The organism is Streptomyces sp. NPDC057682, from assembly GCF_042799575.1.
In the GTDB taxonomy this organism is placed as follows: domain Bacteria; phylum Actinomycetota; class Actinomycetes; order Streptomycetales; family Streptomycetaceae; genus Streptomyces.
This window is the reverse complement of sequence record NZ_JBHVIN010000028.1, coordinates 24,698-48,170: the sequence shown is the minus strand read 5'-3', so window position 1 is coordinate 48,170 and position 23,473 is coordinate 24,698. Positions and strand designations below refer to the sequence as shown.

Annotated in this window: 19 protein-coding genes; 11 read left to right on the top strand and 8 right to left on the bottom strand. The window is 73.0% G+C overall.

Annotated features, from left to right (window positions below):
- Positions 1-112: 112 nt before the first annotated feature.
- Both ACFVDM_RS36560 and ACFVDM_RS36555 read left to right on the top strand, forming a co-directional pair.
- Complete coding sequence (locus tag ACFVDM_RS36560; RefSeq protein ID WP_383650997.1) at positions 113-1,474, top strand: peptidase C39 family protein; 1,362 nt, start codon at positions 113-115, stop codon at positions 1,472-1,474.
- 114 nt (positions 1,475-1,588) lie between these two features.
- Positions 1,589-1,741 carry an SCO1431 family membrane protein gene (locus ACFVDM_RS36555; protein ID WP_383650996.1) on the top strand — a complete coding sequence of 51 codons (153 nt, stop codon included), beginning with the start codon at positions 1,589-1,591 and terminating at the stop codon, positions 1,739-1,741.
- Positions 1,742-1,809: 68 nt separating this feature from the next.
- Here ACFVDM_RS36555 and ACFVDM_RS36550 read toward each other — a convergent pair whose 3' ends face one another.
- A complete protein-coding gene (locus tag ACFVDM_RS36550; protein ID WP_383650995.1) occupies positions 1,810-3,072 on the bottom strand; it encodes a glycoside hydrolase family 18 protein in 1,263 nt (420 codons plus the stop codon).
- Positions 3,073-3,453: 381 nt separating this feature from the next.
- Here ACFVDM_RS36550 and ACFVDM_RS36545 point away from each other — a divergent pair, with 381 nt between their 5' ends.
- On the top strand, positions 3,454-4,626 hold the full coding sequence (locus tag ACFVDM_RS36545) for an acyl-CoA dehydrogenase family protein (protein WP_383650994.1): 1,173 nt from the start codon (positions 3,454-3,456) through the stop codon (positions 4,624-4,626).
- 485 nt (positions 4,627-5,111) lie between these two features.
- Here ACFVDM_RS36545 and ACFVDM_RS36540 read toward each other — a convergent pair whose 3' ends face one another.
- Positions 5,112-5,510 carry a hypothetical protein gene (locus ACFVDM_RS36540; RefSeq protein ID WP_383650993.1) on the bottom strand — a complete coding sequence of 133 codons (399 nt, stop codon included), beginning with the start codon at positions 5,508-5,510 and terminating at the stop codon, positions 5,112-5,114.
- 202 nt (positions 5,511-5,712) lie between these two features.
- Here ACFVDM_RS36540 and ACFVDM_RS36535 point away from each other — a divergent pair, with 202 nt between their 5' ends.
- The 4 genes from ACFVDM_RS36535 to fxsA all read left to right on the top strand — a co-directional run bounded on the left by ACFVDM_RS36535 (position 5,713) and on the right by fxsA (position 9,803).
- Positions 5,713-6,153, top strand: coding sequence for an Lrp/AsnC family transcriptional regulator (locus ACFVDM_RS36535; RefSeq protein WP_383650992.1), 441 nt, complete (start codon positions 5,713-5,715; stop codon positions 6,151-6,153).
- A gap of 77 nt (positions 6,154-6,230) precedes the next feature.
- Positions 6,231-7,871, top strand: a complete 1,641-nt coding sequence (locus tag ACFVDM_RS36530) for an amidohydrolase (RefSeq protein ID WP_383650991.1) — start codon at positions 6,231-6,233, stop codon at positions 7,869-7,871.
- Between the two features lie 526 nt (positions 7,872-8,397).
- Complete coding sequence (locus ACFVDM_RS36525) at positions 8,398-9,165, top strand: polyprenol monophosphomannose synthase (protein ID WP_383650990.1); 768 nt, start codon at positions 8,398-8,400, stop codon at positions 9,163-9,165.
- Positions 9,166-9,227: 62 nt separating this feature from the next.
- Positions 9,228-9,803 carry an FxsA family membrane protein gene (gene fxsA / locus ACFVDM_RS36520; RefSeq protein WP_383650989.1) on the top strand — a complete coding sequence of 192 codons (576 nt, stop codon included), beginning with the start codon at positions 9,228-9,230 and terminating at the stop codon, positions 9,801-9,803.
- Positions 9,804-10,226: 423 nt separating this feature from the next.
- On the opposite strand, the gene ACFVDM_RS36515 is transcribed toward fxsA, so the two are convergent.
- The 4 genes from ACFVDM_RS36515 to ACFVDM_RS36500 form a co-directional block, all read right to left on the bottom strand.
- Positions 10,227-10,601, bottom strand: a complete 375-nt coding sequence (locus tag ACFVDM_RS36515; RefSeq protein ID WP_003959706.1) for an RNA polymerase-binding protein RbpA — start codon at positions 10,599-10,601, stop codon at positions 10,227-10,229.
- A gap of 275 nt (positions 10,602-10,876) precedes the next feature.
- The gene (locus ACFVDM_RS36510; protein WP_383650988.1) at positions 10,877-12,259 is read right to left on the bottom strand and encodes an MFS transporter; all 1,383 of its coding nucleotides are present in this window, start codon (positions 12,257-12,259) and stop codon (positions 10,877-10,879) included.
- Between the two features lie 45 nt (positions 12,260-12,304).
- The gene (locus ACFVDM_RS36505; RefSeq protein ID WP_383650987.1) at positions 12,305-13,069 is read right to left on the bottom strand and encodes a glycerophosphodiester phosphodiesterase family protein; all 765 of its coding nucleotides are present in this window, start codon (positions 13,067-13,069) and stop codon (positions 12,305-12,307) included.
- Positions 13,066-13,728, bottom strand: coding sequence for a YitT family protein (locus tag ACFVDM_RS36500; RefSeq protein ID WP_383650986.1), 663 nt, complete (start codon positions 13,726-13,728; stop codon positions 13,066-13,068). Before ACFVDM_RS36500 ends, ACFVDM_RS36505 begins: the two co-directional genes overlap by 4 nt.
- Before the next feature lie 100 nt (positions 13,729-13,828).
- Here ACFVDM_RS36500 and ACFVDM_RS36495 point away from each other — a divergent pair, with 100 nt between their 5' ends.
- Positions 13,829-15,328 carry a PLP-dependent aminotransferase family protein gene (locus ACFVDM_RS36495; protein ID WP_383650985.1) on the top strand — a complete coding sequence of 500 codons (1,500 nt, stop codon included), beginning with the start codon at positions 13,829-13,831 and terminating at the stop codon, positions 15,326-15,328.
- A gap of 62 nt (positions 15,329-15,390) precedes the next feature.
- Here the strand turns inward: ACFVDM_RS36495 and ACFVDM_RS36490 are convergent, their stop codons facing one another.
- Entirely contained in the window at positions 15,391-16,983 is a 1,593-nt protein-coding gene (locus tag ACFVDM_RS36490; protein WP_383650984.1) for a hypothetical protein, read from the bottom strand.
- Between the two features lie 37 nt (positions 16,984-17,020).
- Positions 17,021-17,215, bottom strand: coding sequence for a hypothetical protein (locus ACFVDM_RS36485; RefSeq protein ID WP_018103962.1), 195 nt, complete (start codon positions 17,213-17,215; stop codon positions 17,021-17,023).
- Between the two features lie 298 nt (positions 17,216-17,513).
- On the opposite strand from ACFVDM_RS36485, the gene ACFVDM_RS36480 reads away from it, so the two are divergent.
- From ACFVDM_RS36480 to ACFVDM_RS36470, 3 genes are all read left to right on the top strand, one after another.
- Positions 17,514-17,906: an ankyrin repeat domain-containing protein gene (locus tag ACFVDM_RS36480; protein WP_383650983.1), complete on the top strand. Its 393-nt coding sequence runs from the start codon at positions 17,514-17,516 to the stop codon at positions 17,904-17,906.
- Between the two features lie 220 nt (positions 17,907-18,126).
- A complete protein-coding gene (locus tag ACFVDM_RS36475; RefSeq protein WP_383650982.1) occupies positions 18,127-19,548 on the top strand; it encodes a HEAT repeat domain-containing protein in 1,422 nt (473 codons plus the stop codon).
- Between the two features lie 150 nt (positions 19,549-19,698).
- Complete coding sequence (locus tag ACFVDM_RS36470) at positions 19,699-23,412, top strand: hydantoinase B/oxoprolinase family protein (RefSeq protein WP_383650981.1); 3,714 nt, start codon at positions 19,699-19,701, stop codon at positions 23,410-23,412.
- Positions 23,413-23,473: the final 61 nt, after the last annotated feature.

The window sequence follows — 23,473 nt, the reverse complement described above, 5'->3', positions numbered from 1 at the left end:
TATTGGTTCTTCGGCGCGAGGCGAATCGCTGGCAGAACCGGGTCCGCAACCGCGATAGTTGGCGCACTGTCGTGCACCGCAGCCCCCTCCGCCGACGACCGGGAGTCCCGCCATGCCCAGTCCGACCTCACGCAGAACCCTGCTCACCGCCGCGATCGCGGCGGCCGCCGGAGCCGGAACGGCCGGGGCCGCCGTCCCCGCCTCGGCTGCCCCGGCCCGGCCCGACGCGTCCCCGGCGGCGGCCTCCCTCGTGGACAACCGTTTCTGGAGCAGCTACACCGACTGGCGCTGCGGCTCGGGCGAGGGCACCCGCGCGGTCGCCGGCCGCCGGGCCGGACTGGTCATCGGCCATCCGCAGGGCCGCACCGAGTACACCGACCCGCACACCGGGACCACCGCCGCCTGGGACTACGCCACCTGGACCTCCCCGGTGCACCGTTCGAGCGTCCCCGCCACCGAGGTGATCGCCTCCTGGAACGCGCACACCCCGGCCGGCACCTGGATCCAGATCGAACTGCGCGGCACCTACTCGGACGGCACGGAGACCCCCTGGTACGTCATGGGCCGCTGGGCCGCCGGCGACGGCGACATCCGCCGCACCTCGGTCGACGACCAGAGCGACGGCAAGAGCTCCGTATGGACCGACACCTTCTCCGTGGACGACGCGGCGAGCGGTCTGCGCCTGCTCTCCTACCGCCTGCGCCTCACGCTCCACCGCACCCCCGGTACCGCGCTGACCCCCACGGTCTGGCGGGTGGGCGCGATGGCCTCGGACATCCCCGACCGCTTCACCGTGCCCGCCTCGGTGTCCGGCCTCGCCCGGGAACTGCCGGTGCCGCGCTACTCGCAGAACGTGCACGTGGGGCAGTACCCCGAGTACGACAACGGCGGCGAGGCGTGGTGCAGCCCCACCTCCTCGCAGATGATCATCGAGTACTGGGGCCGCACCCCCTCCGCCGAGGACCTGGCCTGGGTCGACCCCGCACTGCCGGACCCGCAGGTCTGCCATGCCGCGCGGTACACCTACGACTACCAGTACGAGGGCTGCGGGAACTGGCCGTTCAACGCCGCCTACGCCGCCACCTACCGCGACATGAGCGCCGTGGTGACCCGGCTGGGCTCCCTGACCGATGTGGAGACCCTGATCGGGGCGGGCATCCCCGTCATCACCTCGCAGTCCTTCCTCAAGGAGGAACTGACCGGCGCCGGATACGGCACCTCCGGCCATCTGATGACGGTCATCGGCTTCACCGCGAACGGCGACGTGATCGCCAACGACCCGGCCTCCCCGAGCGACGAGGCGGTGCGGCGGGTCTATCTGCGGCACGAGTGGGAGACGATCTGGCTCCGCACCAAGCGCCGCAACGCGAGCGGCACTGTGGTGTCGGGCACAGGCGGCGTCTGCTACGTCTACTTCCCGGCCCACCCCACGCCCCGCCAGCGCCGGGCCCTGGCGGCCGTCGGCATCTGCTGACCCCGCGCGGCGGTCCCGGGGGAGTGACGAGCGTCTCTACCCCGGGGCGCGTCGGGCTGGCACTGTGGATCCGTCCTCGGGGGACATCACCGCAGGCCGACCGAACGAGATGCCATGACCGCGACCGCCGCCGCCCTCACCGCCCCCGCCCGTCGCCGTGCGCGCACCGGCGGGCCCGACGACCGCTCGAAGCTGCTGGAGCACGTCCTCGGCTGGACGCTCGTCGTCGTCATCGCGATGCTCGTCACCCAGCTCGGCCTGATGTGACGCGCTGGGCATGACGGGGGCGGGAAGCCGGTCCGGCTCCCCGCCCCCTCGACGCCGCCGCGAGCGCGTCAGTCGATGGCCTTGATCAGCTCACCGTTCGTCGTGTCCCCGCTGAGCTCCCAGAAGAAGGTGCCTCCCAGGCCCTGCTGGTTCTTGTACGCCATCTTGGTGCCGATGGTGGCGGGGGTGTCGTAGCTCCACCAGTTGGTGCCGCAGTGGGCGTACGCGGTGCCGGCGACGGTGCCGGTGGTGGGGCAGCTGTTCTTGAGGACCTTGTAGTCCTCGATGCCCGCCTCGTAGGTGCCGGGGGCGGCTCCGGTGGCGGTGCCGCCGGGAGCGTCCTGGGTGACGCCGGTCCAGCCGCGGCCGTAGAAGCCGATGCCGAGCAGCATCTTGGACGCCGGGACGCCCTGCGCCTTCAGTTTCTCGATGGCCGCCTCGCTGGTGAATCCCTCCTTGGGGATGCCCGTGTACGAGGTGAGCGGGGAGTGCGGGGCCGTCGGGCCCTTCGCGTCCCAGGCGCCGAAGAAGTCGTACGTCATCGGGTTGTACCAGTCGACGTACTGGGACGCGCCCCCGTAGTCGACGGCGTCGAGCTTGCCGCCGTCGGAGCCGTCCGCGCTGATCGCCGAGGTGACCAGGTTGTTCGCGCCGAACTTGCTCCGCAGCGCCGACAGCAGCTCGCCGTAGGCGTCGCGGCCGCTGGTGTCGCAGGTGAGACCGCAGGCGTTCGGGTACTCCCAGTCGATGTCGATGCCGTCGAAGACATCGGCCCAGCGCGGGTCCTCGACCAGGTTGTAGCAGGACTCGGCGAACGCGGCCGGGTTCTTCGCCGCCTCGCCGAAGCCGCCGGACCAGGTCCAGCCGCCGAACGACCAGATCACCTTGAGATCCGGGTGCAGCTTTTTCAGCTTGCGCAACTGGTTGAAGTTGCCCCGCAGTTCCTGGTCCCAGGTGTCGGCGACGCCGTCGACCGACTGGTCGGCGGTGTAGGCCTTCTCGTAGTCGGCGTAGGAGTCGCCGATGGTGCAATTGCCGCCCTGGACGTTGCCGAAGGCGTAGTTGATGTGGGTGAGTTTGTCGGCCGAGCCGGAGGTCTCGATGTTCTTGACGTGGTAATTGCGCTGGTAGACACCCCAGTTGGTGAAGTATCCGACCACTTTGCCACCGGCCGCTGTGGGGGCGGCCGGTGCTGCTGCCGGTGCGGCGGCGGGCGCCGCGCCGGCCTGTCCGGTGCCCGCGACGCCCAGCAGGGCGGCGCCGAGGGCGGCGGTACAGGCGGTGGCGGCGAGTGCCCGGAGACGGGCTCCCGTGCGGTGCGATCCGGTCATGGGTTGCTCCTCGTGGGGGAGGGGACGTGCCGGTGGACGACCGGCCGCGCACGCTCGATTTGGCATGAACGCGCAAAGCCGGTCCGCTCGGAACCGTAGATGGACTAGACCAGTTGGGTCAATGGTGCGGACCAAGTCCGATGATCGACTCGGCCGTCTCCGGGCAGGCCCCGGCGTTTTCGATCACCCGGTGACGGATGCCGTCCGATCGGGCATACTCGACCCGCCACAGCCGCCTGCCGCCTCGTCCCGCAATCCGGGAGGGCACCATCGGCTGGGCCCAGTGTTTTCCGGGCATCGTCCGGAGATCCCCCCGGCGGCGCCCGCGCACACCCCGCGCGCGCGACCGCCGCAACGCCCGACAGGGAGGAGAGCGCCGTCATGTCCGACCGTGCCCCGCAACCGGTGGAACGCCGTCTGCCCACCGAGGAGTCCAGGCAACTCCTCACGCTCGTCCGCGACATCGCCCAGCGCGAGATCGCGCCGAAGGCGGCGGAGGAGGAGGACGCGGGACGTTTCCCGCGCGAGATCTTCACCCTGCTCTCCGAATCCGGCCTCCTCGGACTGCCCTACGACTCCGCCCACGGCGGCGGCGACCAGCCGTACGAGGTCTACCTCCAGGTCCTCGAAGAGCTGAGCGCCGCCCGGCTCACCGTCGGACTCGGCGTCAGCGTCCACTCCCTCGCCTGTCACGCGCTCGCCGGTTACGGCACCAAGGAGCAGCAGGCCGCGCACCTCCAGTCGATGCTCGCGGGGGGTCTGCTGGGCGCGTACTGCCTCTCCGAGCCGGCCTCGGGCTCCGACGCCGCCTCGCTGCGCACCAAGGCCGTGCGCGACGGCGAGGACTGGGTCCTGAACGGGACCAAGGCGTGGATCACGCACGGCGGCATCGCCGACTTCTACACCGTCCTGGCCCGCACCGGCGTCGACGGCCCCCGCGGGATCACCGCCTTCCTCGTCCCGGGCGACGCCGAGGGCCTGGGTGCGGCCGTCCCCGAGAAGAAGATGGGCATGAAGGGCTCGCCCACCGCTCAGCTCCACTTCGACGGGGTGCGGGTCTCCGACGCGCGCCGGATCGGCGAGGAGGGCCAGGGCTTCGCGATCGCCCTGTCCGCGCTCGACTCCGGCCGGCTGGGCATCGCCGCCTGCGCCATCGGTGTCGCCCAGGCGGCGATGAACGAGGCCGTCGCCTACGCCACCGGGCGCAAGCAGTTCGGCCGGCCCATCGCGGACTTCCAGGGACTGCGGTTCATGCTGGCCGACATGGCCACCCAGATCGAGGCGGGCCGCGCCCTCTACCTTGAGGCCGCCCGGCTGCGCGACGCCGGGAGCGCCTTCTCGCGCCAGGCGGCGATGGCCAAGCTGTTCTGCACGGACGCGGCGATGCGGGTCACCACCGACGCCGTCCAGGTGCTCGGCGGATACGGCTACACCCTGGACTTCCCCGTCGAGCGGCTGATGCGCGAGGCGAAGGTGCTGCAGATCGTCGAGGGCACCAACCAGATCCAGCGGATGGTCATCGCCCGCCATCTCGCGGGTCCGGAGACGCGCTGACCGCGGGCGCCCGGTCCGCCCAGACCGGTGTCGTCATGATCCGGTTCCACTCCTGGTCGTGACGGCCCGGCAGGGTCCTGCCCGTCTTCTCCCAGTGCCGCAGCAGCGAGCGGTAGATGGGCGGGTCGGCCGCATGCGGCGAGGCGCGTCGCTCCGTACGTCGCGCCTCGGGGGACGCGGAGGCGATACGGGTCTGAGGAACCGATTCTTCGGAGGCGGAACCGGCGAGCCGGCGGCGGCCCGGACCGGCCGTGGAGTGCAGCGGGGTCATACCGGGCCAACTCCGCGGGGCGGCGCAGGGTCACTGCCGGGCCGAATCGGGAGCCTGTTCGCCGTGGAGCGAGAAGCGCCGAAGCTCCGCGAGCCCCGCCTGATCCGAACGGCAGCCCCCTGGGTGCCGATGCCGACGCGGTCGCGGTGGCACGGGGCCCCGGTTCCGGTCCGCTCGCCGGCGGCCGTCCGGCCGCCGGAAGGCGGGGCGGGTCTCAGGCGGCCTCGCGCCGCAGCTGCCGGGGCACCCGGATCGGCCGCGAACCCGCGCCCCCGGCGTGCGAGAACGGCTGCATCCGCCAGTCGAGCCCCTGCGGGAGCGTCAGCAGCTGCGCCGTCTCCGGCTGGGCGCCCGCCGACTCGTCGGCCGGTCGCGCGTCCGACGCGGCCCGGCCCGTACCCGCGCACACGGTCAGGACGAACGGGTTCCACGCGGTCGGGCACAGGGCGTGCTCGGGGAGCACGTCCTCGTCCGCCAGGAGCGCGATGGGCTGCGCGCAGTCCGGGCAGACCACCCGGTAGATCTCGAACGTGTCGTACGCGTCGGGAGCCGTGTCCTCGAACGGATCAACGGGCTCCGGTTCGGTACGTCCGGTGAGCTTCAGGCTCTGCATGGGATGTTCCCCCCTCGGGTGGGCCGACATGGCGCCGCGGCCGCGACCACAGCAAGCACTTCCCGTCGGGAATCTGCCGTAACCGCGAGAGGCCCGGCTACTGGTCCGTAAACCTGTGGCGTTCGTCACACGGCTGCCGCAGGTGCCCTTCCCGGCCGCTCATGGCTGTGCCTGGAGGGCCCTGGGCCATAGATTGATCCATATGGAGGAGCTGGACCGTCACATCGTGGAGTTGCTCGTCAAGGACGGGCGGATGAGCTACACCGACCTGGGCAAGGCCACCGGCCTGTCCACCTCGGCCGTTCATCAGCGCGTCCGCAGGCTGGAGCAGCGCGGGGTGATCCGCGGCTACGCCGCGGTCGTCGACCCCGAGGCCGTCGGCCTGCCCCTGACCGCGTTCATCTCGGTGAAGCCCTTCGACCCGAGCGCCCCCGACGACATCGCGGAACGTCTCGCGGGCGTCCCGGAGCTGGAGGCCTGCCACAGCGTCGCCGGTGACGAGAACTACATCCTCAAGGTGCGTGTGGCCAGCCCCCTGGAGCTGGAGAACCTGCTCACCCGGATCCGCTCGCTGGCCGGCGTCTCCACCCGCACCACCGTCGTCCTCTCGACCCCCTACGAGGCGCGGCCGCCGCGGATCTGAGCCCGCCGGGGGGCCGACGGCGGCTCACCAGGGGGTCGCGCACGGTGCGCGCCCCCGCAGGCGGGAGACTGGTGCCCATGACCGAGAGCACCGCCCCCCAGAGCGAACACCGCACCGTGCTGCTGCGCGGTGGAGACGTCCACAGCCCCGCCGACCCCTTCGCCACCGCCATGGTGGTCGAACGCGGCCATGTCGCCTGGGTGGGCTCCGAGGGGGCCGCCGACGCCTTCGCGAGCGGCGTGGACGAGGTGATCGACCTCGAAGGGGCCCTGGTGACCCCGGCGTTCACCGACGCGCACATCCACACCACGTCGACGGGGCTGGCCCTGAGCGGTCTCGATCTCTCCGGCGCCGGCAGCCTGGCCGAGGCGCTGGAACGTGTCGCGGACCATGTGGCGGCGCACCCCGCCGACCGGGTCGTCCTGGGCCACGGCTGGGACGCCACGCGCTGGCCGGAGGGGCGCGCCCCCTCCCGCGCCGAGCTGGACGCCGCCGCGCCGGGCCGGCCCGTCTACCTGCCCCGGATCGACGTGCACTCGGCCGTCGTGACCACCGCGCTGCTGGACCTCGTCCCCGGCGTCACCGCGATGACGGGCTACCGGCCCGACGGGCCGCTGACCGGCGCCGCCCACCACGCCGTGCGCGCCGCGGCGCACGCGGCCGTCTCGCCCGCGCAGCGCGCGGCCGCCCAGCGCGCCGCACTGGACCGCGCCGCGTCGCTGGGCATCGGCTCGGTCCACGAGTGCGGCGGCCCGGACATCTCCGACGAGGAGGACTTCACCGCACTGCTGCGGCTCGCCGCCGAGCGCCCCGGCCCCCGGGTCTTCGGCTACTGGGCCGAGCGGGTCGCCGACGAGAAGGACGCGCGGCGGGTACGGGAGCTGGGCGCCGTGGGCGCGGCCGGCGACCTCTTCGTCGACGGCTCCCTCGGCTCGCACACCGCCTGCCTCCACGCGCCCTACGCGGACGCGCCCGGCACCGGCTCCGCCCATCTGGACGCCGAGCAGATCGCCGCCCACACCGCGGCCTGCACCGAGGCCGGGCTCCAGGCCGGCTTCCACGCCATCGGCGACGCGGCGCTCTCCGCGGTGGTCGAGGGGGTCCGGGCGGCGGCCGGGAAGGTCGGCCTCGCCCGGGTGCGGGCCGCCCGGCACCGCGTCGAGCACGCCGAGATGCTCACCCCCGAGACCGTGGCCGCCTTCGCCGAACTGGGGCTCACCGCCTCCGTCCAGCCGGCCTTCGACGCCGCCTGGGGCGGTACGGACGGGATGTACGCCGCGCGGCTGGGCGCCGAGCGGGCCGCGACCCTCAACCCGTACGCCGCGCTCCTGAGGGCCGGTGTGCCCCTCGCGTTCGGGTCGGACAGCCCGGTGACCCCGCTGGACCCCTGGGGGACCGTACGGGCCGCCGCCTTCCACCACACGCTCGACCACCGGATCTCCGTACGCGCCGCTTTCACCGCCCATACGCGCGGCGGCTGGCGGGCCCTGGGCCGCGACGACGCCGGGACCCTGGTGCCGGGCGCCCCGGCCGACTACGCGGTCTGGCGGACCGACGCGCTGGTGGTGCAGGCGCCGGACGACCGGGTGGCCCGCTGGTCGACCGATCCGAGGTCGGGCACTCCGGGCCTTCCGGACCTGAGTCCGGGTGCCGAACTCCCGGTCTGCCTGCGCACGGTTGTCTTCGGACAAACGGTCTACGTACGACCGAACGAGTGACGTCGGGACATTTCGTACCGCCGGCCGAGGGCGCCCCGGCTCTCCCGCGACCTGGGGATCTTCGGGACTGACCAGGGAGTTTCGGTCAATGGTGCAGGTCAGACACCTATTGACAGGATGTGCCCATCGGCCGGTAGGTTCGGCCGAGTCCACCACAGGACGTCCGACCGGTTGGGCCTCCACGCAGTCGTCGAACGCCGCTGGGTCACGGGGTGGTGTGCCGCACCGGCGCACCATCACTGACAGCCAGGTTCAGCGCCCGCGCCTCGGGGGCGAGGGAAGGTTTCAGCCGGACGGAGGTGCGACCCGGGTGGGGCCCGGACGTTCAGTAGACAACGGCTCTAGGTCGACCCGCAGCCAGCGGGTCCCAGGTCGGCCCGAAGGGCGCCGGGCCCCGATCCGCAGTTCTGTCCGTACTTCGGCACTTCTGTCCGCCACCGCTTTCCGCCCCGCCCGACCGGGTCGCCGGGTGACCGCGCCACGCTCGATATGGTGTGCATCTGCGTACGGACTTAAGGGGCAGTAAGTGAACGACGGCGGTCAGAGGCGATACGGCCCGCTCGGCAGAACCCTGGTGATCATTCCGACCTACAACGAGGCCGAGAACATCAAGCCGATCGTCAGCCGGGTGCGCGCCGCCGTGCCGGAGGCCGACATCCTGGTCGCCGACGACAACAGCCCCGACGGCACCGGCAAGCTCGCCGACGAGATCGCGGCGGCCGACGACCAGGTGCACGTCCTGCACCGCAAGGGCAAGGAAGGCCTGGGCGCGGCCTATCTGGCGGGCTTCCGCTGGGGCATGGAGCACGAGTACGGCGTCCTCGTCGAGATGGACGCCGACGGCTCCCACCAGCCCGAGGAGCTGCCCCGGCTGCTGACCGCCCTCAAGGGCGCCGACCTGGTGCTCGGCTCCCGCTGGGTCCCCGGCGGGCGCGTGGTCAACTGGCCGAAGTCCCGCGAGATGATCTCCCGCGGCGGCAGCACCTACTCCCGGCTGCTGCTCGGACTGCGCACCCGGGACGTCACCGGCGGCTACCGGGCCTTCCGTGCGGAGACCCTCAAGGGCATCGGTCTGGACGAGGTCGCCTCGCAGGGCTACTGCTTCCAGGTCGACCTGGCCCGGCGCTCGATCGAGGCCGGATACCACGTCGTCGAGGTCCCGATCACCTTCGTGGACCGTGAGGTCGGCGACTCCAAGATGAGCCGGGACATCCTCGTCGAGGCGCTCTGGCGCGTGACGGCCTGGGGCGTCACCACCCGCGCCAACAAGGTGCTCGGCCGCCGGCCCTCCTGATCGCCGGGGCCGGCCGCCCTCCCCTTACCGCGTCCGGACACGTGTCCAGGCACACTGGGGGCATGACGACCGGTACCCCGCCCCCGACCGCCCGCAGACGCTCGCGCGTCCGCACCATCGTGCCCCTCGCCGTCGCCGCCTGGGCGGTGCTGGAGATCTGGCTGCTCACCGTGGTGGCCGACGCGGCGGGCGGATTCACCGTGCTGCTGCTCCTGGCCGCCGGGGTGGTGCTGGGCGCGGCGGTGATGAAGCGGGCGGGCCGCCGGGCCTTCCGCAACCTCACCGAGACGCTTCAGCAGATGCCGGGGCAGCCGGGGGCCGACGGCTCCACGGCCGCTCCCACGGGCACCCGGGGCAACGGGTTCCTGATGCTCGGCGGACTGCTGATCATGATTCCGGGGATGATCTCGGACGTGGCCGGGCTGCTGCTCCTGGTGCCGCCGGTCCGCTCGGCCCTCAGCCGGTTCGCCGAGCGCTCCCTGGAGCGCCGGATGAACGCGGCTCCCGCCGGCAGCTTCCCCGGCGCCTTCCAGCAGGCCCGTATGCACCGCCCGGACGGCAAGGTCGTCCAGGGCGAGGTCGTCCGCGACGAGCCCGCGGGCCCGGAGGACGAGCCCCGGCCGCCGCTCACGCCCTAGGGCATGCCCGGAAAGTAGCGCCGTCCGCCCGTAGGGCGGGCTCGGCGGCGTCTGGTGCGTGCGATCGCAAGGCGGAGGGTCGCCCCGATACTGGGCGTATCGGGGTGATCCCGACAACGCGGCGAGCGTGCGTGCCAGGCGTCGCCGAGCAGGCGGGACTTTCCGGACACGCCCTAAAGGCTGTCCCGTAACTCTGGAGACCGTTTACCAATGTCCGGTTCGACCTGCTTGGCCTGAATCCCGATGAGGCCGCGAGCCGGGATAGAACCGGACAAGTCGATCTGGCTGTGGCGGCCTACTGGCCATTTCCCCGAGTTGCGGGACAGCCTTTAGGCCCGGTCCCGGGCACGACAAGAGCCGAGGGCCGCGACACGGTGGGTGTCGCGGCCCTCGGCTCTTGTGTCGCGGTGGTGTCCGCCCCGGTCAGGCGGACTTCCTGCTGTCCCGCGGATGCACGGCGATGTTCATGGCGCCGGAGCGCAGGACGGCCAGCCTCTCGGCCAGCACCTCCTCCAGCTCCTCGCGGGTGCGCCGCTCCATGAGCATGTCCCAGTGCGTACGCGCAGGCTTGCCCTTCTTCTCCTCGGGGCCGTCCCCGTCCACCAGGAGTGCCTGGGCGCCGCACGCCTTGCACTCCCACTCCGGCGGAATTTCCGCCTCTACCGAGAACGGCATCTCGAATCGATGTCCGTTCTGGCATGCGTACTCCACCGCCTGGCGCGGGGCCAGATCGATGCCGCGGTCCGTCTCGTAGCTGGTAACCACGAGTCGCGTGCCGCGGAGAGCTCGCTCACTCATGAATCGTGCCTCCCGGGCTTGTCGCCCACAGGACAGGTGTCGCTGTCGTCGTCATCCGGTCAACGTCCGGTCGGCGGCAAAGATTCCCGTTGCCGGTCATGCGTCGCCCGTCGTGCCGCTAGCTTTTTCAGGTCTGCGAGTGTTCTCGTACCCGCCCATGCCCGGTTTGTCACCTCTGGCGGAAGTTGTCACCCAGTGTTTCGGGTTCCACCGCTCGCAGTAACGCTCCTCCGGGCAGGCCAAAGGCGTACACTACCGGCCTTTCACTTCAACGTCTAAATCCGTTCGGGTACGGGATTCCCCGCCGCCGCCACGGCCCGCCGTACCGGCACCCGGGCGAGCAGGACCGAACCGACGAGGAAGAAGACCACCAGCGAGATGATCGCGTCCCGGTAGCTGCCGGTCAGCTGGTAGGCGAGCCCGAAGACCAGCGGTCCGAGCCAGCTCAGCCCGCGGTCGCTCATCTCGTACGCCGAGAAGTACTCCGCCTCCTTGCCGCGCGGCACCAGATGCGAGAACAGCGAGCGGGAGAGCGCCTGGCTGCCGCCGAGGACCAGGCCGATCGCCGCCGCGAGGACATAGAAGAAGACCGGCGAACGGGCGGGCAGGAAGTATCCGGCGACCAGGATCAGGGTCCAGACGGCCAGCGAGCCGAGAACGGTGTGCTTGGCGCCGTACACCCGGGCCAGCCGGCCCATGCCCAGTGCCCCGGCGACCGCCAGGACCTGGACCAGCAGGACCGCCGTGATCAGCGTCGTCTGGCCGAGGCCCAGCTCCTCGGAACCGAACACGGAGGCCTGCGAGATCACCGTCTGCACCCCGTCGTTGTAGACCAGGTACGCCAGCAGGAACGCCAGGGTGAGCGGATGGCTCCGCATGTCGCGCAGCGTGGCCCTCAGCTGCTTCCAGCCGGAACGGACCTCGCCGGTGCCCGCCGGGCGCCCGCCCGCGGCTCCCGTGCGCCGGTCGCGCAGCCGGCGCAGCGGCACGATCGTGAAGGCGCCCCACCAGACACCCGCCGAGGCCAGACAGATCCGGACCGCCTCCGACTCCGACAGGCCGAACGAGTCGTGGCCGGTGTAGAGGACCAGGTTCAGGACCAGGACCAGCGCCCCCGAGGTGTAGCCGAAGGCCCAGCCCCGGGAGGAGACCGCGTCCCGTTCGTCGGGCTCGGCGATCTGCGGCAGATAGGCGTTGTACAGCACCATCGACACCGAGATCGACGCATTGGCCACGATCAGCAGCAGCAGGCCCAGCAGATAGCGGTTCCCGTCCAGGAAGAACATCGCGGCGGTCGCCGTGGCGCCCGTGTAGGCCGCCGCCGCGAGCAGCGGCTTCTTGCGTCCGCTGCGGTCGGCCGCCGCGCCCGCGAGCGGCATCAGGATCACCGCGACGACGAGCGAGGCGGACACCCCGTACGCGAAGACCGAGCCGGCCCGCACCGGGATGCCCAGCGGGTGGACGTACCCGTCGGCGTCGGCGGCGGCCTTGGCGACCGAGGTCAGATAGGGGCCGAGGAACACCGTCAGGACGCTCGTCGAGTAGACGGAGCAGGCGAAGTCGTAGAAGTACCAGCCGCGCTGCTCCCGCTTCCGGTCCTCGGCCGCCACCGTCCCGGTGTCCGCCGTTCCGGCGGTGTCCGCGGTCTCGGCGCTCATCGCCCACCCCTCGTCGCTGCCCGTGGAGACGTCACCGGGCCGGCGTCAGGCCCAGGCCCCCCGCTCGCTCAGCACCGTGCGCAGCGTCTCGATGTGATCGGTCATGATGCCATCCACGCCGAGGTCCAGGAGCGCCGCCATCCGATCCGGTTCGTTCACCGTCCACACGTGCACCTGGAGCCCGCGCGCGTGGGCCGCGCGCACGAAGCGCCGGTCCACCACCCGGACGCCGCCCTGGCTCTCCGGGACCTGCGCGCAGACGGCGCCCGCCCGGACGGCGGCCGGGATCCCATAGGAGCGCAGCCGCAGCCCGAGGACGCCCCGGACGCCGTAGGAGGTCGCCAGTCGGGGGCCCGCCAGCCGGTGCGCCCTGGCCACCCGTGCCTCGGAGAACGAGCCGACGCACACCCGGTCCCAGCAGTCCGTCCGGCGGATCAGCTCCACCAGGGGTTCGAGGGCGGACTCCGCCTTGAGGTCGACGTTCCACCGGGCGTCGGGGAACTCCTCCAGCAGTTCCTCGAAGAGCGGCAGCGGCTCGCGCCCGGCGATCCGGGCCCGCCGTATCTCGCTCCAGGGCAGCTCCGCCAGCCGCCCCCGGGCGTCGGTGACCCGGTCCAGGGTGGTGTCGTGGAAGGCGATCAGCCGGCCGTCCGCCGAGGTGTGCACATCCGTCTCGAAGTAGCGGTACCCGGCGCCGGCCGCGCGGCGGAACGCGGCCGCCGTGTTCTCGATGCCGTCGGCGGCCCCGCCGCGGTGGGCGAACGGCAGCGGGCCCGGATGGTCCAGGTAGGGGTGGCGTAGGTCGGTCACCGCGGCAGTATGGCCTGTCCCGGTGTCCGGCCGGCGACCGCGGTGCCACTGGCGTCGGAGATCGCGAAGAACCGCAGGAAGAACTGGGCGAGCGGTCCGATGGCCAGGGCGTACAGGACGGTGCCCGCGCCCAGCGAGCCGCCGAGCAGGAATCCGGTGGCCACGACCGCGATCTCGATCGCCGTGCGGACCAGCCGGATCGAGCGGCCGGTGCGCCGGTGCAGCCCGGTCATCAGGCCGTCGCGGGGGCCGGGCCCCAGCCGGGCGGCGATGTAGAGGCCCGTCGCCACGCCGTTGAGCACGATCCCGGCGGCCATCACCCCGGTCCGCGTCAGGGCCCCGTGCGCATCGGGGACCAGTGCGAGGGTGCCGTCCATGGCGAGACCGACGACGAAGACGTTCGAGACGGTGCCGAGGCCCGGCCGCTGCCGGAGCGGTATCCAGAGCAGCAGCACGACGGCCCCGACGGCGATCGAGACGACCCCGATGCTGATCCCCGTCCGCTCGGCGATGCCCTGGTGCAGCACCCCCCAGGGCTCCAGCCCGAGCCCGGCGACGACCAGCAGCGCCGAACTCGCCCCGTACAGGGCCAGTCCGGCGTAGAGCTGGCTCAGCCGCCGGACGAGGTGGCGCCCCTGCGGTGCCGCGGAACTGGACATGGTGCCCCCTGGTGTGGTGGTCGTGGACTGCCGCATGTCACTCTGTGGCAGGGGATTGGCTGCCGAATACGGCCAATCCGAGGAAGGTGGACTGATTCTCATGGCGCAGTGGACCTCGGCCGTCGGCGCGGCGCAGCTCGCCCGCCAGCTGCACGCCCAGCAGCCCCGGCCCGCGGGCCCCGGCACCCGCAGGCCGCCCGCCTACCGGGCGCTCGCCGACGGTGTCCGGCTGCTCGTCCTGGAGGGCCGTGTCCCGGTCGCCGCCCGGCTGCCCGCCGAACGCGAGCTGGCCCTCGCGCTCTCCGTCAGCCGGACCACGGTCGCCGCCGCCTACGAGGCGCTGCGCTCCGAGGGCTTCCTGGAGTCGCGGCGCGGCGCCGGCAGCTGGACGGCGGTCCCCGCGGGCAATCCGCTGCCCGCCCGCGGACTGGAACCGCTGCCCCCCGAGGCGCTGGGCTCGATGATCGACCTGGGCTGCGCCTCGCTGCCCGCCCCGGAACCCTGGCTGACCCGGGCCGTCCAGGGCGCCCTGGAGGAGCTGCCCCCGTACGCCCACACCCACGGCGACTACCCCGCCGGGCTCCCCGCGCTGCGGCGGATGATCGCCGACCGGTACACCGAGCGCGGCATCCCGACGATGCCCGAGCAGATCATGGTCACCACCGGGGCGATGGGCGCGATCGACGCGATCTGCCATCTGTTCGCGGGGCGCGGTGAGCGGATCGCGGTGGAGTCCCCGAGCTACGCCAACATCCTCCAGCTGATGCGGGAGGCCGGGGCCCGGCTGGTGCCGGTGGCGATGGAGGAGGGGCTCGGCGGCTGGGACATGAACCGCTGGCGCCAGGTGCTGCGCGACGCCGCCCCGAGGCTCGCGTACGTCGTGGCCGACTTCCACAACCCCACCGGGGCGCTGGCCGACGAGGACCGCCGCCGCGCGCTGGTGGACGCCGCCCGCTCGGCCGGTACGGTCCTGGTCGTCGACGAGACGATGAACGAGCTGTACCTGGACGAGGACGTGGACATGCCCCGCCGGGTCTGCGCCTTCGACCCGGCGGGCAGCACCGTCCTCACGGTGGGCTCGGCCAGCAAGGCGTTCTGGGCGGGTATGCGGATCGGCTGGGTGCGCGCGGCGCCGGACGTGATCCGCAGCCTGGTCGCGGCCCGCGCCTACGCCGACATGGGCACCCCGGTCCTGGAGCAGCTGGCCGTCAACTGGCTGATGCGCACCGGCGGCTGGGAGCAGGCCGTGGGAATGCGCCGGGAGCAGGCGCGCGAGAACCGCGACGCGCTCGTGGCGGCGGTGCGCCGGGAGCTTCCCGACTGGGAGTTCACCGTGCCGCGCGGCGGACTGACGCTCTGGGTCCGCACCGGCGGCCTCTCCGGCTCGCGCCTCGCGGTGGCGGGGGAGAGCGTCGGGGTGCGGGTGCCGTCCGGGCCGCGGTTCGGGGTCGACGGGGCCTTCGAGGGCTATGTCCGGCTGCCGTTCACCGTCGGCGGTCCGGTGGCCGACGAGGCCGCGCAGCGGCTGGCGGCCGCCGCCCGGCTGGTGGGTTCCGGCGCGGGGGCGGGCGCGGAGACGCCCCGTACCTTCGTGGCCTGAGTGCCGGACGCGCGAGGAGGCCCGTGGGCCTTCGGGTCCACGGGCCTCCTCGCGGGGCCGGATCAGTCGCTGAGGGCCAGGCCCTCCACGCCGACCGAGGCGGTGACGGCGTCACCGGTGGCCGGGTCGGGCAGGCTCGCCTCGACGGCCGTGCGCCGCTCGGGCAGCAGATCGAGGACGGCCCGGCGCTGTGCCTCGCTCGTCGCGTCGTCGTACGGGTCGGGCGTGGCCGGCACCTGGATGCGCAGCACCGGGCCGGTGCCCAGGCGCGCGTAGCCGCGGCCCGGCGGAACGTCCGGGGGCGGGGTGGTGTGCGGTCCGAGACCGAGGACGGACTCGATCTGGTCCGGGGTGCAGTGACCGAGCACCACCCGGGCCCTGGTGTGCGAGCGGACGGTGGCGTCCAGTCCGTCGAGGCCGTCGAACTGCTCGGTCATCACCACGGTGACGCCCGCGGCCCGGCCGTGCCGCAGCGGGACCTGGAGCAGCTCCTGCGGATCGGGGCCGCCGTCGGCCGAGGAGAGGTGGCCGAGCACGCTCGGCCGGTCCAGCAGGATCCAGAGGGGGCGGCGGATGTCCTCGGGAGCGGGCCGGCCGGCCTGGCGGGCCCGGTCGGCCTCGATCAGCCGCCGTTCGGTCTCACTGGCCGCCCACTCCAGCGTGGACAGCGCCCCGGCCAGCCCGGACTCGACGGCCAGGACCCCTTCGCGCCCGGTGAAGCACGCGTACTCGCCGGTGCCGCTGCCCTCGACGATCAGGACGTCGCCGTGCTGGAGCGCCTGGAGGGCGACGGAGCGCAGCAGGGTGCTGGCCCCGCTGCCGGGCTGGCCCACGGCGAGCAGATGCGGCTCGGTGGAGCGCAGACCGGTGCGCCACACCACCCCGGGGGCGTCCCGGGTGTCCTCGCCGTCGGTGACCGGCACGGTGCGCGGCGCGGCGTCGTCGTCCGTGAAGCCGAGGACGGTCTCGCCCGGGGCGGTGACGAAGCGCTGGGCGGTGACCGAGGTCGGCAGGGCGTCGAGCACGCTCATCACGAGGCGGTTGCCCTCCTCGTCCCAGTCGAAGCGGTACTCCCGGCCCCGGCCGGACTTGGCGTGCAGCAACTGCTCGATCCGGGCCCGGGAGGCGGGCTCGCTGTCGGGGAAGTAGGCGGGGTAGGCCACTCGCAGCGCGCTGATGCGGCCGTCGCCGTCGAACGCGTACGCGCTGAAGACCTGCTCCCAGTCGCCGCCGTGGGCGAACAGCGGACCGGGGTCCTCGGGAGTGGAGAAGTACGGGACGAGCGCCTCGTACAGGGCGCGCAGGCGCGCGGTCTCGGCCTCGTCGGGGCCGGTCCTCACGGGGGTGCGCTCCCGGCCCGTCCACGCGGCGGCGCCCATCACGGCGGCCAGGGCGATGAACGGGCCGTACGGGAGCAGTGCGATCACGAGGACGCAGGCCGCGACGAGGAACAGCGTGGGGCCGCGCCGGTCCTTGGGCGTCGCGGCCCACTTCTGCCGTCCTGCACCTGCCAGCAGCCGCAGACCACGAGTGATCATGATCAGCGGATGGAGCACGTCGGTGGCGCTGTCGGCGGCCGTGCGCGCGAACTCGCGACCGCGAGTGATCGAAGCGCTGCCGCTGCTCAGAATGCGGGGGAGTGGTCGCCGGGCCACGTCTGTCTCCTGAGGGGGTGGGAACGGGGGCGGAGGGTCAGAACTTGATCCCGCCCAGGAGTCCGGCCAGGCTCGCGCCGCCCGCGGTGATGCTCGGTGCGATGGCGGTTCCGGCCAGGTAGAAGCCGAACAGGGCGGTGACGAGGGCGTGCGAGGCCTTGAGCCCGTCCTTCCTGAAGAACAGGAAGACGATGATGCCGAGGATGACGACGCCTGACATGGAAAGGATCATGAGTGGTTCTCCTGGTCGGGGGGACAGTCACCATGAGTCCTTCCAAGCTCACCGGAAGTATCTATAGGATAAAAGTCGCAAACGGGTGAAAAGTCGGTTTTTTCACTGGAGTGGCGCACGGAGGGGCGGTGCCGGCCGGGGTGCGCGAGCGGTACACCCGCCGCCGTCACCCGACGTGATCTTTTGCCATGGGCGGGCCGGGGTAGAGGAGCCTGCGGGCAGTACCCTGTCGATTCACTCGTCCGGCCCCGCACGGGGTGCGGCACGGCACACCACGGTCCATGGAAGGCGGTCCACGATGAGCGAAGCACCCGATCCCGAGGTGGTCGAACTGGCGGCCAAGGTCTTCGACCTGGCCCGCCGGGGCGACGCCGACGCACTCGCCGCCTATGTCGACGCCGGCGTGCCGGTCAACCTCAGCAACGACCGGGGCGACTCCCTGCTCATGCTCGCCGCCTACCACGGCCACGCCCCCGCCGTCGCCGCCCTGGCCGGCCGCGGCGCCGACCCCGACCGCGCCAACGACCGCGGGCAGACCCCGCTCGCCGGAGCCGTCTTCAAGGGCGAGGACGAGGTGATCAAGGCCCTGCTCGACGCGGGTGCCGATCCCGCGGCCGGAACGCCCTCCGCCGTGGACACCGCGCGCATGTTCGGCAAGGCCGACCTGCTGGAACTCTTCGGCACGCGCTGAAAGGGGTTCGCCGTAAATGTGGTCGCGGTGGCGAAATGGCTGGGTCATCATGACGTCGCGGGCCCGATCAGGGTCACTCGACGAGAGGCAGAGGAAGATGCTCTACACCAAGCGGAAGACGGCGGTCGGCCGATCATGTTGCTGCGCTGCCTAGTGCCCGCCCGGCACGTGGAACTGCACAGTCCCGGTTGCGTCGACAGCTTGATGTGAGGCCTTTCCCATGTTCGATCCGTTCATAGCGCCGAGCGGCACCCTGCTCGGCCTGCTGCAGAGGGGCCGCGGCGACGGCACCCTGCACGCACTCGCCGCACCCCGCCCCGAGGCCCTGGCGGCCCTCAACCACTGTGTCCTGAGCGACCCGCGCCACGACTGGCAGGTCGAGAACCGCTCCCTGTACTACGCACGCCTCTATCTCGACCTCGACGGCGGGATCGAGGAGATCGACCGGCACCTCTTCGACGCCGACGACCACCTCGACACCGAGGACTCACGGACCGGTCTCGCGCTCTCCGTCCTGGGCCACCTCGCCTCGTACGGCCGCGAGGACGCCCTCGCCCTGCTGCGGCGCTACGCCGCGACCGGCTCCAACTGGGCCTGGGCCCTGGACGAGCTCGCGCTCCGTGACGACGACGCCGGACTGCGCTCGCTCGCCGCACCCGTCCTCGGCCGGTTCCCCGACACCGACGAGGGCCGTGCCGAACTGGCCGCCACCGTCCGCGACGCCTACGAGCCGCGTCCCTGGCGGCTGTGGGCCGACGACCCGCGCCCCTTCGTGGGCGCCCGGGTCCGGGCCGCGTCCGAACAGGGCTCCTTCGACCGCTGGCAGCGCCAGATGCGCCCCGGCGGCCCCCGCCCGGGGTGGAGCGTCCGCTCCGTCCTCGACTGGGCGCAGGAAGGACTCGACCGGGGAGCCGTGCTCCACGTCCCCGCCGCCCGCTGCCTCTCCGCCGTCGCGGGCCCCGAGGACCGGCCCGCGATCGTCGAGGCCGCCCGCAGCGGATCCGACGGCGCCCGCTGCGCCGCGCTCCACTACCTCGCCGCCGAGGTCCGGGACCCCGCCGTGCTCGATCTGATCGAGACGGCGGTCTCCGGGGCCTCCCACACCGTCGCCGAAGCGGCCGTCGCCGCCTTCGAGCGGATGTGCGGGGAGGCCGCGGTGGAACGGGCCCGCCGCTGGGCCCGCCGCCCCGACGCCCTCGGCGCCTCGGCCGCCGGGGTCCTGGCCGGCCGGGGCACCGCCGCGGACGCCCCGCTCGTCCTCGGCGCCCTGCGCGACGCGGTACGCGGAGAGGGCCCCGACGCGCCCCGGCTGTGGGCACTCGTCGACGGCGCCGGACGGCTCGGCATCGTCTGCGCCGCACCCGTCCTGCGCCACGTCTACCGGGAGACCTCCTCCTCCCAGCTGCGCGGCCGGGCCGCGTGCGCCCTCGCCGCCACCGACCCCTCCTTCGCCACCGGCTTCGCCGTCGAATGCCTCTGGGACTGCGAGGAGACGACCCGCGAGGTCGCCGCCCGGCACGCGGAGACCGGCGACATCAGGGTGGCCGAAAGGTTGCGCCGGCTGGCCGCCGACCCCGCCGAGGAGGCCGAGGTCCAGTCGGCGGTGCGCAGCAGGATCGGACCGGACGCCCCGGCCGTCTGACCGGCCCCGGCACCGGCCGGGCAACCGCACGAGGAGCAGCGCGTCGGGGGCGCGCCGCCCCCTCCGCACCACCCCGGGGCCCGCGACACCCGGGCCGCCGCCCCGCCGCTCCTGCGCCCGGATCGAGCCGACGGGCGCCACTATGGAGGAATGACCGGACGCTGGGAGTTCTGGATCGACCGCGGCGGCACGTTCACCGACGTGGTGGGCAAGGACCCCGACGGCCGTCTGGTCACCCGCAAGCTCCTCTCCCACGACCCCGACCGCTACCGCGACGCCGCCGTGGCCGGAATCCGACTGATGCTCGGCATCGGACCCGATGAACCCGTCCCCGCCGACCGGGTCGCCGCCGTCAGGATGGGCACCACCGTCGCCACCAACGCCCTGCTGGAGCGGCGCGGCGAACCCACCGTGCTCGTCATCACCGAGGGCTTCCGCGACGCCCTGCGCATCGCCTACCAGAACCGCCCCCGCCTCTTCGACCGGCGCATCCTCCTCCCCGAGGCCCTGTACGAGCGGGTGATCGAGGTCCCCGAACGGATCGGCGCGCGCGGGGAGACCGTCCGCCCGCTCGACCCGGGCCCGGTCGCCGAGCGGCTGCGGGCGGCCCGCGCCGACGGCATGGCCGCGGCGGCCGTCGTCCTGATGCACGGCTACCGCCACCCGGCCCACGAGAAGGCCGTCGCCGCCGAGGCCCGCGCGGCCGGATTCCCGCAGGTCAGCTGCTCCCACGAGGTCAGCCCGCTGATCAAGCTGGTCCCGCGCGGCGACACCACCGTCGTCGACGCCTACCTCTCGCCGATCCTGCGCCGCTACGTCGACGGGATCGCCGCCGAACTCGACGGCATCCGTCTGATGTTCATGCAGTCCAACGGAGGTCTGCGCGAGGCCGCCCACTTCCGCGGCAAGGACGCGGTGCTCTCGGGACCGGCCGGAGGCGTCGTCGGCATGGCCCGGACCTCCGGACAGGCCGGCCACGACCGGGTCATCGGCTTCGACATGGGCGGCACCTCCACCGACGTCTCCCACTACGACGGCGCCTTCGAACGCGAACTGGACACCGAGGTCGCGGGCGTCCGGATGCGCGCCCCCATGATGAGCATCCACACCGTCGCCGCGGGCGGCGGCTCCGTGCTCCACTTCGACGGCAGCCGCTTCCGGGTCGGACCCGACTCGGCGGGCGCCGACCCCGGCCCGGCCTGCTACCGCAGGGGCGGACCGCTGACCGTCACCGACGCCCAGGTGATGCTCGGCCGGATCGGGCCCGCCCACTTCCCCGCCGTCTTCGGCCCGGACGGCGACCTGCCGCTGGACGACGGCCTCGTGCGCGCGCGCTTCGAGGACCTGGCCGAGGAGGTCGCCCGCACCACCGGGACCCGACGGTCGGCGGCGGCGACCGCCGCGGGCTTCCTGGAGATCGCCGTCCTCAAGACCGCCAACGCGGTCAAACGGATCTCCGTGCAGCGCGGCCACGACATCACCCGCTACGCCCTCACCGGCTTCGGCGGCGCCGGCGGCCAGCTCGTCTGCGCCGTTGCCGACGCCCTCGGCATCGACACCGTCCTCGTCCCCCCGCTGGCCGGGGTGCTCTCCGCGTACGGCATCGGCCTGGCCGACGCCACCGCCATGCGCGAGCAGTCCGTGGAGGCGCCGCTGGACGAGGCGGCCCCGGACCGGCTGGCCGCGCTGGACGCGGAACTGGCCGCCCGCACCCGCGCCGACCTCAGGGCCGACGGCGTACCCGACCGGGACATCACCACCCGGGCCCGCGTCCTGCTGCGCTACGAGGGCACCGACGCGAGCCTGCCCGTCGATCTGGACACCGCGACCGCCATGACCGCGGCGTTCACCGCCGAGCACCGCGCACGCTACGGCTTCACCATGGACCGCGCGCTCGTCGCCGAGGCACTCTCCGTCGAGGCGACCGGCGCGGCGGGGGAGCGGTCCGCCCCGCGCGCACCCCGCCCCGCACCCGGCGACGAACCCCGCCCGCCCGGGACCGCGCGGATGTACGCCGAGGACCGCTGGCAGGACGCCGCGCTGTACCGCCGGGCGGACCTGCGGCCCACGGACACCGTGACGGGACCCGCCGTCGTCGCCGAACCCGACGCCACCACCGTCGTGGACCCCGGCTGGCAGGCCGTCCCCGCCGCGAGCGGGCATCTCGTCCTCACCCGCGCCGTACCCCGCCCCGGACGCCGGGCCGTCGGCACCCGGGTCGACCCGGTGATGCTGGAGGTCTTCAACAACCTCTTCATGTCCATCGCCGAGCAGATGGGCGTACGCCTGGAGAACACCGCCCGCTCCGTCAACATCAAGGAGCGGCTCGACTTCTCCTGCGCCCTGTTCGACGCCGAGGGCCGTCTGATCGCCAACGCCCCGCACATCCCCGTGCACCTCGGCTCCATGGGCGAATCCATCAAGGAGGTGCTGCGGCGCAACGGCGACGGCCTGCGCCCCGGCGACGTGTACGCCATCAACGACCCGTACCACGGCGGCACCCACCTGCCCGACGTCACCGTCGTCACCCCCGTCTTCGACGAGACGGACGGCGCGCCCGTGCTGCGGTTCCTGGTCGCCTCGCGCGGCCACCACGCCGAGATCGGCGGCATCACCCCGGGCTCCATGCCGGCCTTCAGCCGCACCGTCGACGAGGAGGGGGTCCTCTTCGACAACTGGCTCCTGGTCCGCGACGGCACCTTCCGCGAGGAGGAGACCCGGCACCTGCTCACCAGCGCCCCGCACCCCTCCCGCGACCCCGGCACCAACCTCGCCGACCTCCGCGCCCAGATCGCCGCCAACGAGAAGGGCATCGCCGAACTGCGCCGGATGACCGACCAGTTCGGCTCCGAAGCGGTCCGCGCCTACATGGGACACGTGCAGGACAACGCCGAGGAGTCCGTACGCCGCATCCTCGCCGGGCTCCACGACGGCCACTGCCGCTACGAGACCGACAACGGCGCCGTCATCGAGGTGACCCTGACCGTCGACCGCGAGGCCCGCAGCGCGGTCGTCGACTTCACCGGCACCTCACCGCAGCAGCCCGGCAACTTCAACGCCCCCAGGTCCGTCGTCACGGCCGCCGTGCTCTACGTGTTCCGGACCCTGGTGGACGACGACATCCCGCTCAACAGCGGCTGCCTCACCCCGCTGGACATCCGGATCCCCGAGGGCTCCATGCTCTCCCCGTTGCCCCCGGCGGCCACCGTCGCCGGGAACGTGGAGACCTCCCAGGCCGTCACCGGAGCACTCTACGCCGCCCTGGGCATCCAGGCCGAGGGCTCGGGGACCATGAACAACCTCACGTTCGGCAACGACCGCGTGCAGTACTACGAGACCGTGGCCAGCGGCTCCGGTGCCGGACCGGACTTCGACGGCACCGACGCCGTGCAGACCCATATGACCAACTCGCGCCTCACCGACCCGGAGATCCTGGAGTGGCGCTACCCGGTCCGGCTGGACTCCTTCGCGGTGCGCGAGGACGGCGGAGGGCGGGGCCGGCACCGGGGCGGCCGCGGGGTGGAGCGCCGGATGCGCTTCCTCGAACCGGTCACCGCCACACTGCTCTCCCAGCACCGCCGCGTCCCGCCGTACGGCATGGCGGGCGGGGAGCCGGGAGCCCTGGGCAGCCAGCACGTCGAGCGGGCCGACGGCACCCGCACCCCGCTGGACGGCTGCGACACCGTCGAACTGGCGGCCGACGACATCCTGGTCGTCCGCACCCCCGGCGGAGGGGGATACGGGACGCCGCCCGGGGACACGGAGTCCGCGGCGGAGACCGGCACCCGCGGGACGCGCGACGACGCCGGCGACCCCGCCGGCGGACGGCACGACCCCGCCGCCGGACCGGGCGACGGCGCCTGACCGACTCCGGGGCAACCGGCCGCATCTGCGCCGTTTCGACCGTTGTCAGTCCGAGGACCTA

Coding starts and splice junctions, on each gene's coding strand:
- ACFVDM_RS36555 (WP_383650996.1), top strand. CDS start 1,589: ATGACCGCGACCGCCGCCGCCCTCACCGCCCCCGCCCGTCGCCGTGCG.
- ACFVDM_RS36495 (WP_383650985.1), top strand. CDS start 13,829: ATGGCGCAGTGGACCTCGGCCGTCGGCGCGGCGCAGCTCGCCCGCCAG.
- ACFVDM_RS36535 (WP_383650992.1), top strand. CDS start 5,713: ATGGAGGAGCTGGACCGTCACATCGTGGAGTTGCTCGTCAAGGACGGG.
- ACFVDM_RS36530 (WP_383650991.1), top strand. CDS start 6,231: ATGACCGAGAGCACCGCCCCCCAGAGCGAACACCGCACCGTGCTGCTG.
- ACFVDM_RS36470 (WP_383650981.1), top strand. CDS start 19,699: ATGACCGGACGCTGGGAGTTCTGGATCGACCGCGGCGGCACGTTCACC.
- ACFVDM_RS36480 (WP_383650983.1), top strand. CDS start 17,514: ATGAGCGAAGCACCCGATCCCGAGGTGGTCGAACTGGCGGCCAAGGTC.
- ACFVDM_RS36510 (WP_383650988.1), bottom strand. CDS start 12,259: ATGAGCGCCGAGACCGCGGACACCGCCGGAACGGCGGACACCGGGACG.
- ACFVDM_RS36560 (WP_383650997.1), top strand. CDS start 113: ATGCCCAGTCCGACCTCACGCAGAACCCTGCTCACCGCCGCGATCGCG.
- ACFVDM_RS36485 (WP_018103962.1), bottom strand. CDS start 17,215: ATGATCCTTTCCATGTCAGGCGTCGTCATCCTCGGCATCATCGTCTTC.
- ACFVDM_RS36545 (WP_383650994.1), top strand. CDS start 3,454: ATGTCCGACCGTGCCCCGCAACCGGTGGAACGCCGTCTGCCCACCGAG.
- ACFVDM_RS36475 (WP_383650982.1), top strand. CDS start 18,127: ATGTTCGATCCGTTCATAGCGCCGAGCGGCACCCTGCTCGGCCTGCTG.
- ACFVDM_RS36515 (WP_003959706.1), bottom strand. CDS start 10,601: ATGAGTGAGCGAGCTCTCCGCGGCACGCGACTCGTGGTTACCAGCTAC.
- ACFVDM_RS36540 (WP_383650993.1), bottom strand. CDS start 5,510: ATGCAGAGCCTGAAGCTCACCGGACGTACCGAACCGGAGCCCGTTGAT.
- ACFVDM_RS36550 (WP_383650995.1), bottom strand. CDS start 3,072: ATGACCGGATCGCACCGCACGGGAGCCCGTCTCCGGGCACTCGCCGCC.
- fxsA (WP_383650989.1), top strand. CDS start 9,228: ATGACGACCGGTACCCCGCCCCCGACCGCCCGCAGACGCTCGCGCGTC.
- ACFVDM_RS36500 (WP_383650986.1), bottom strand. CDS start 13,728: ATGTCCAGTTCCGCGGCACCGCAGGGGCGCCACCTCGTCCGGCGGCTG.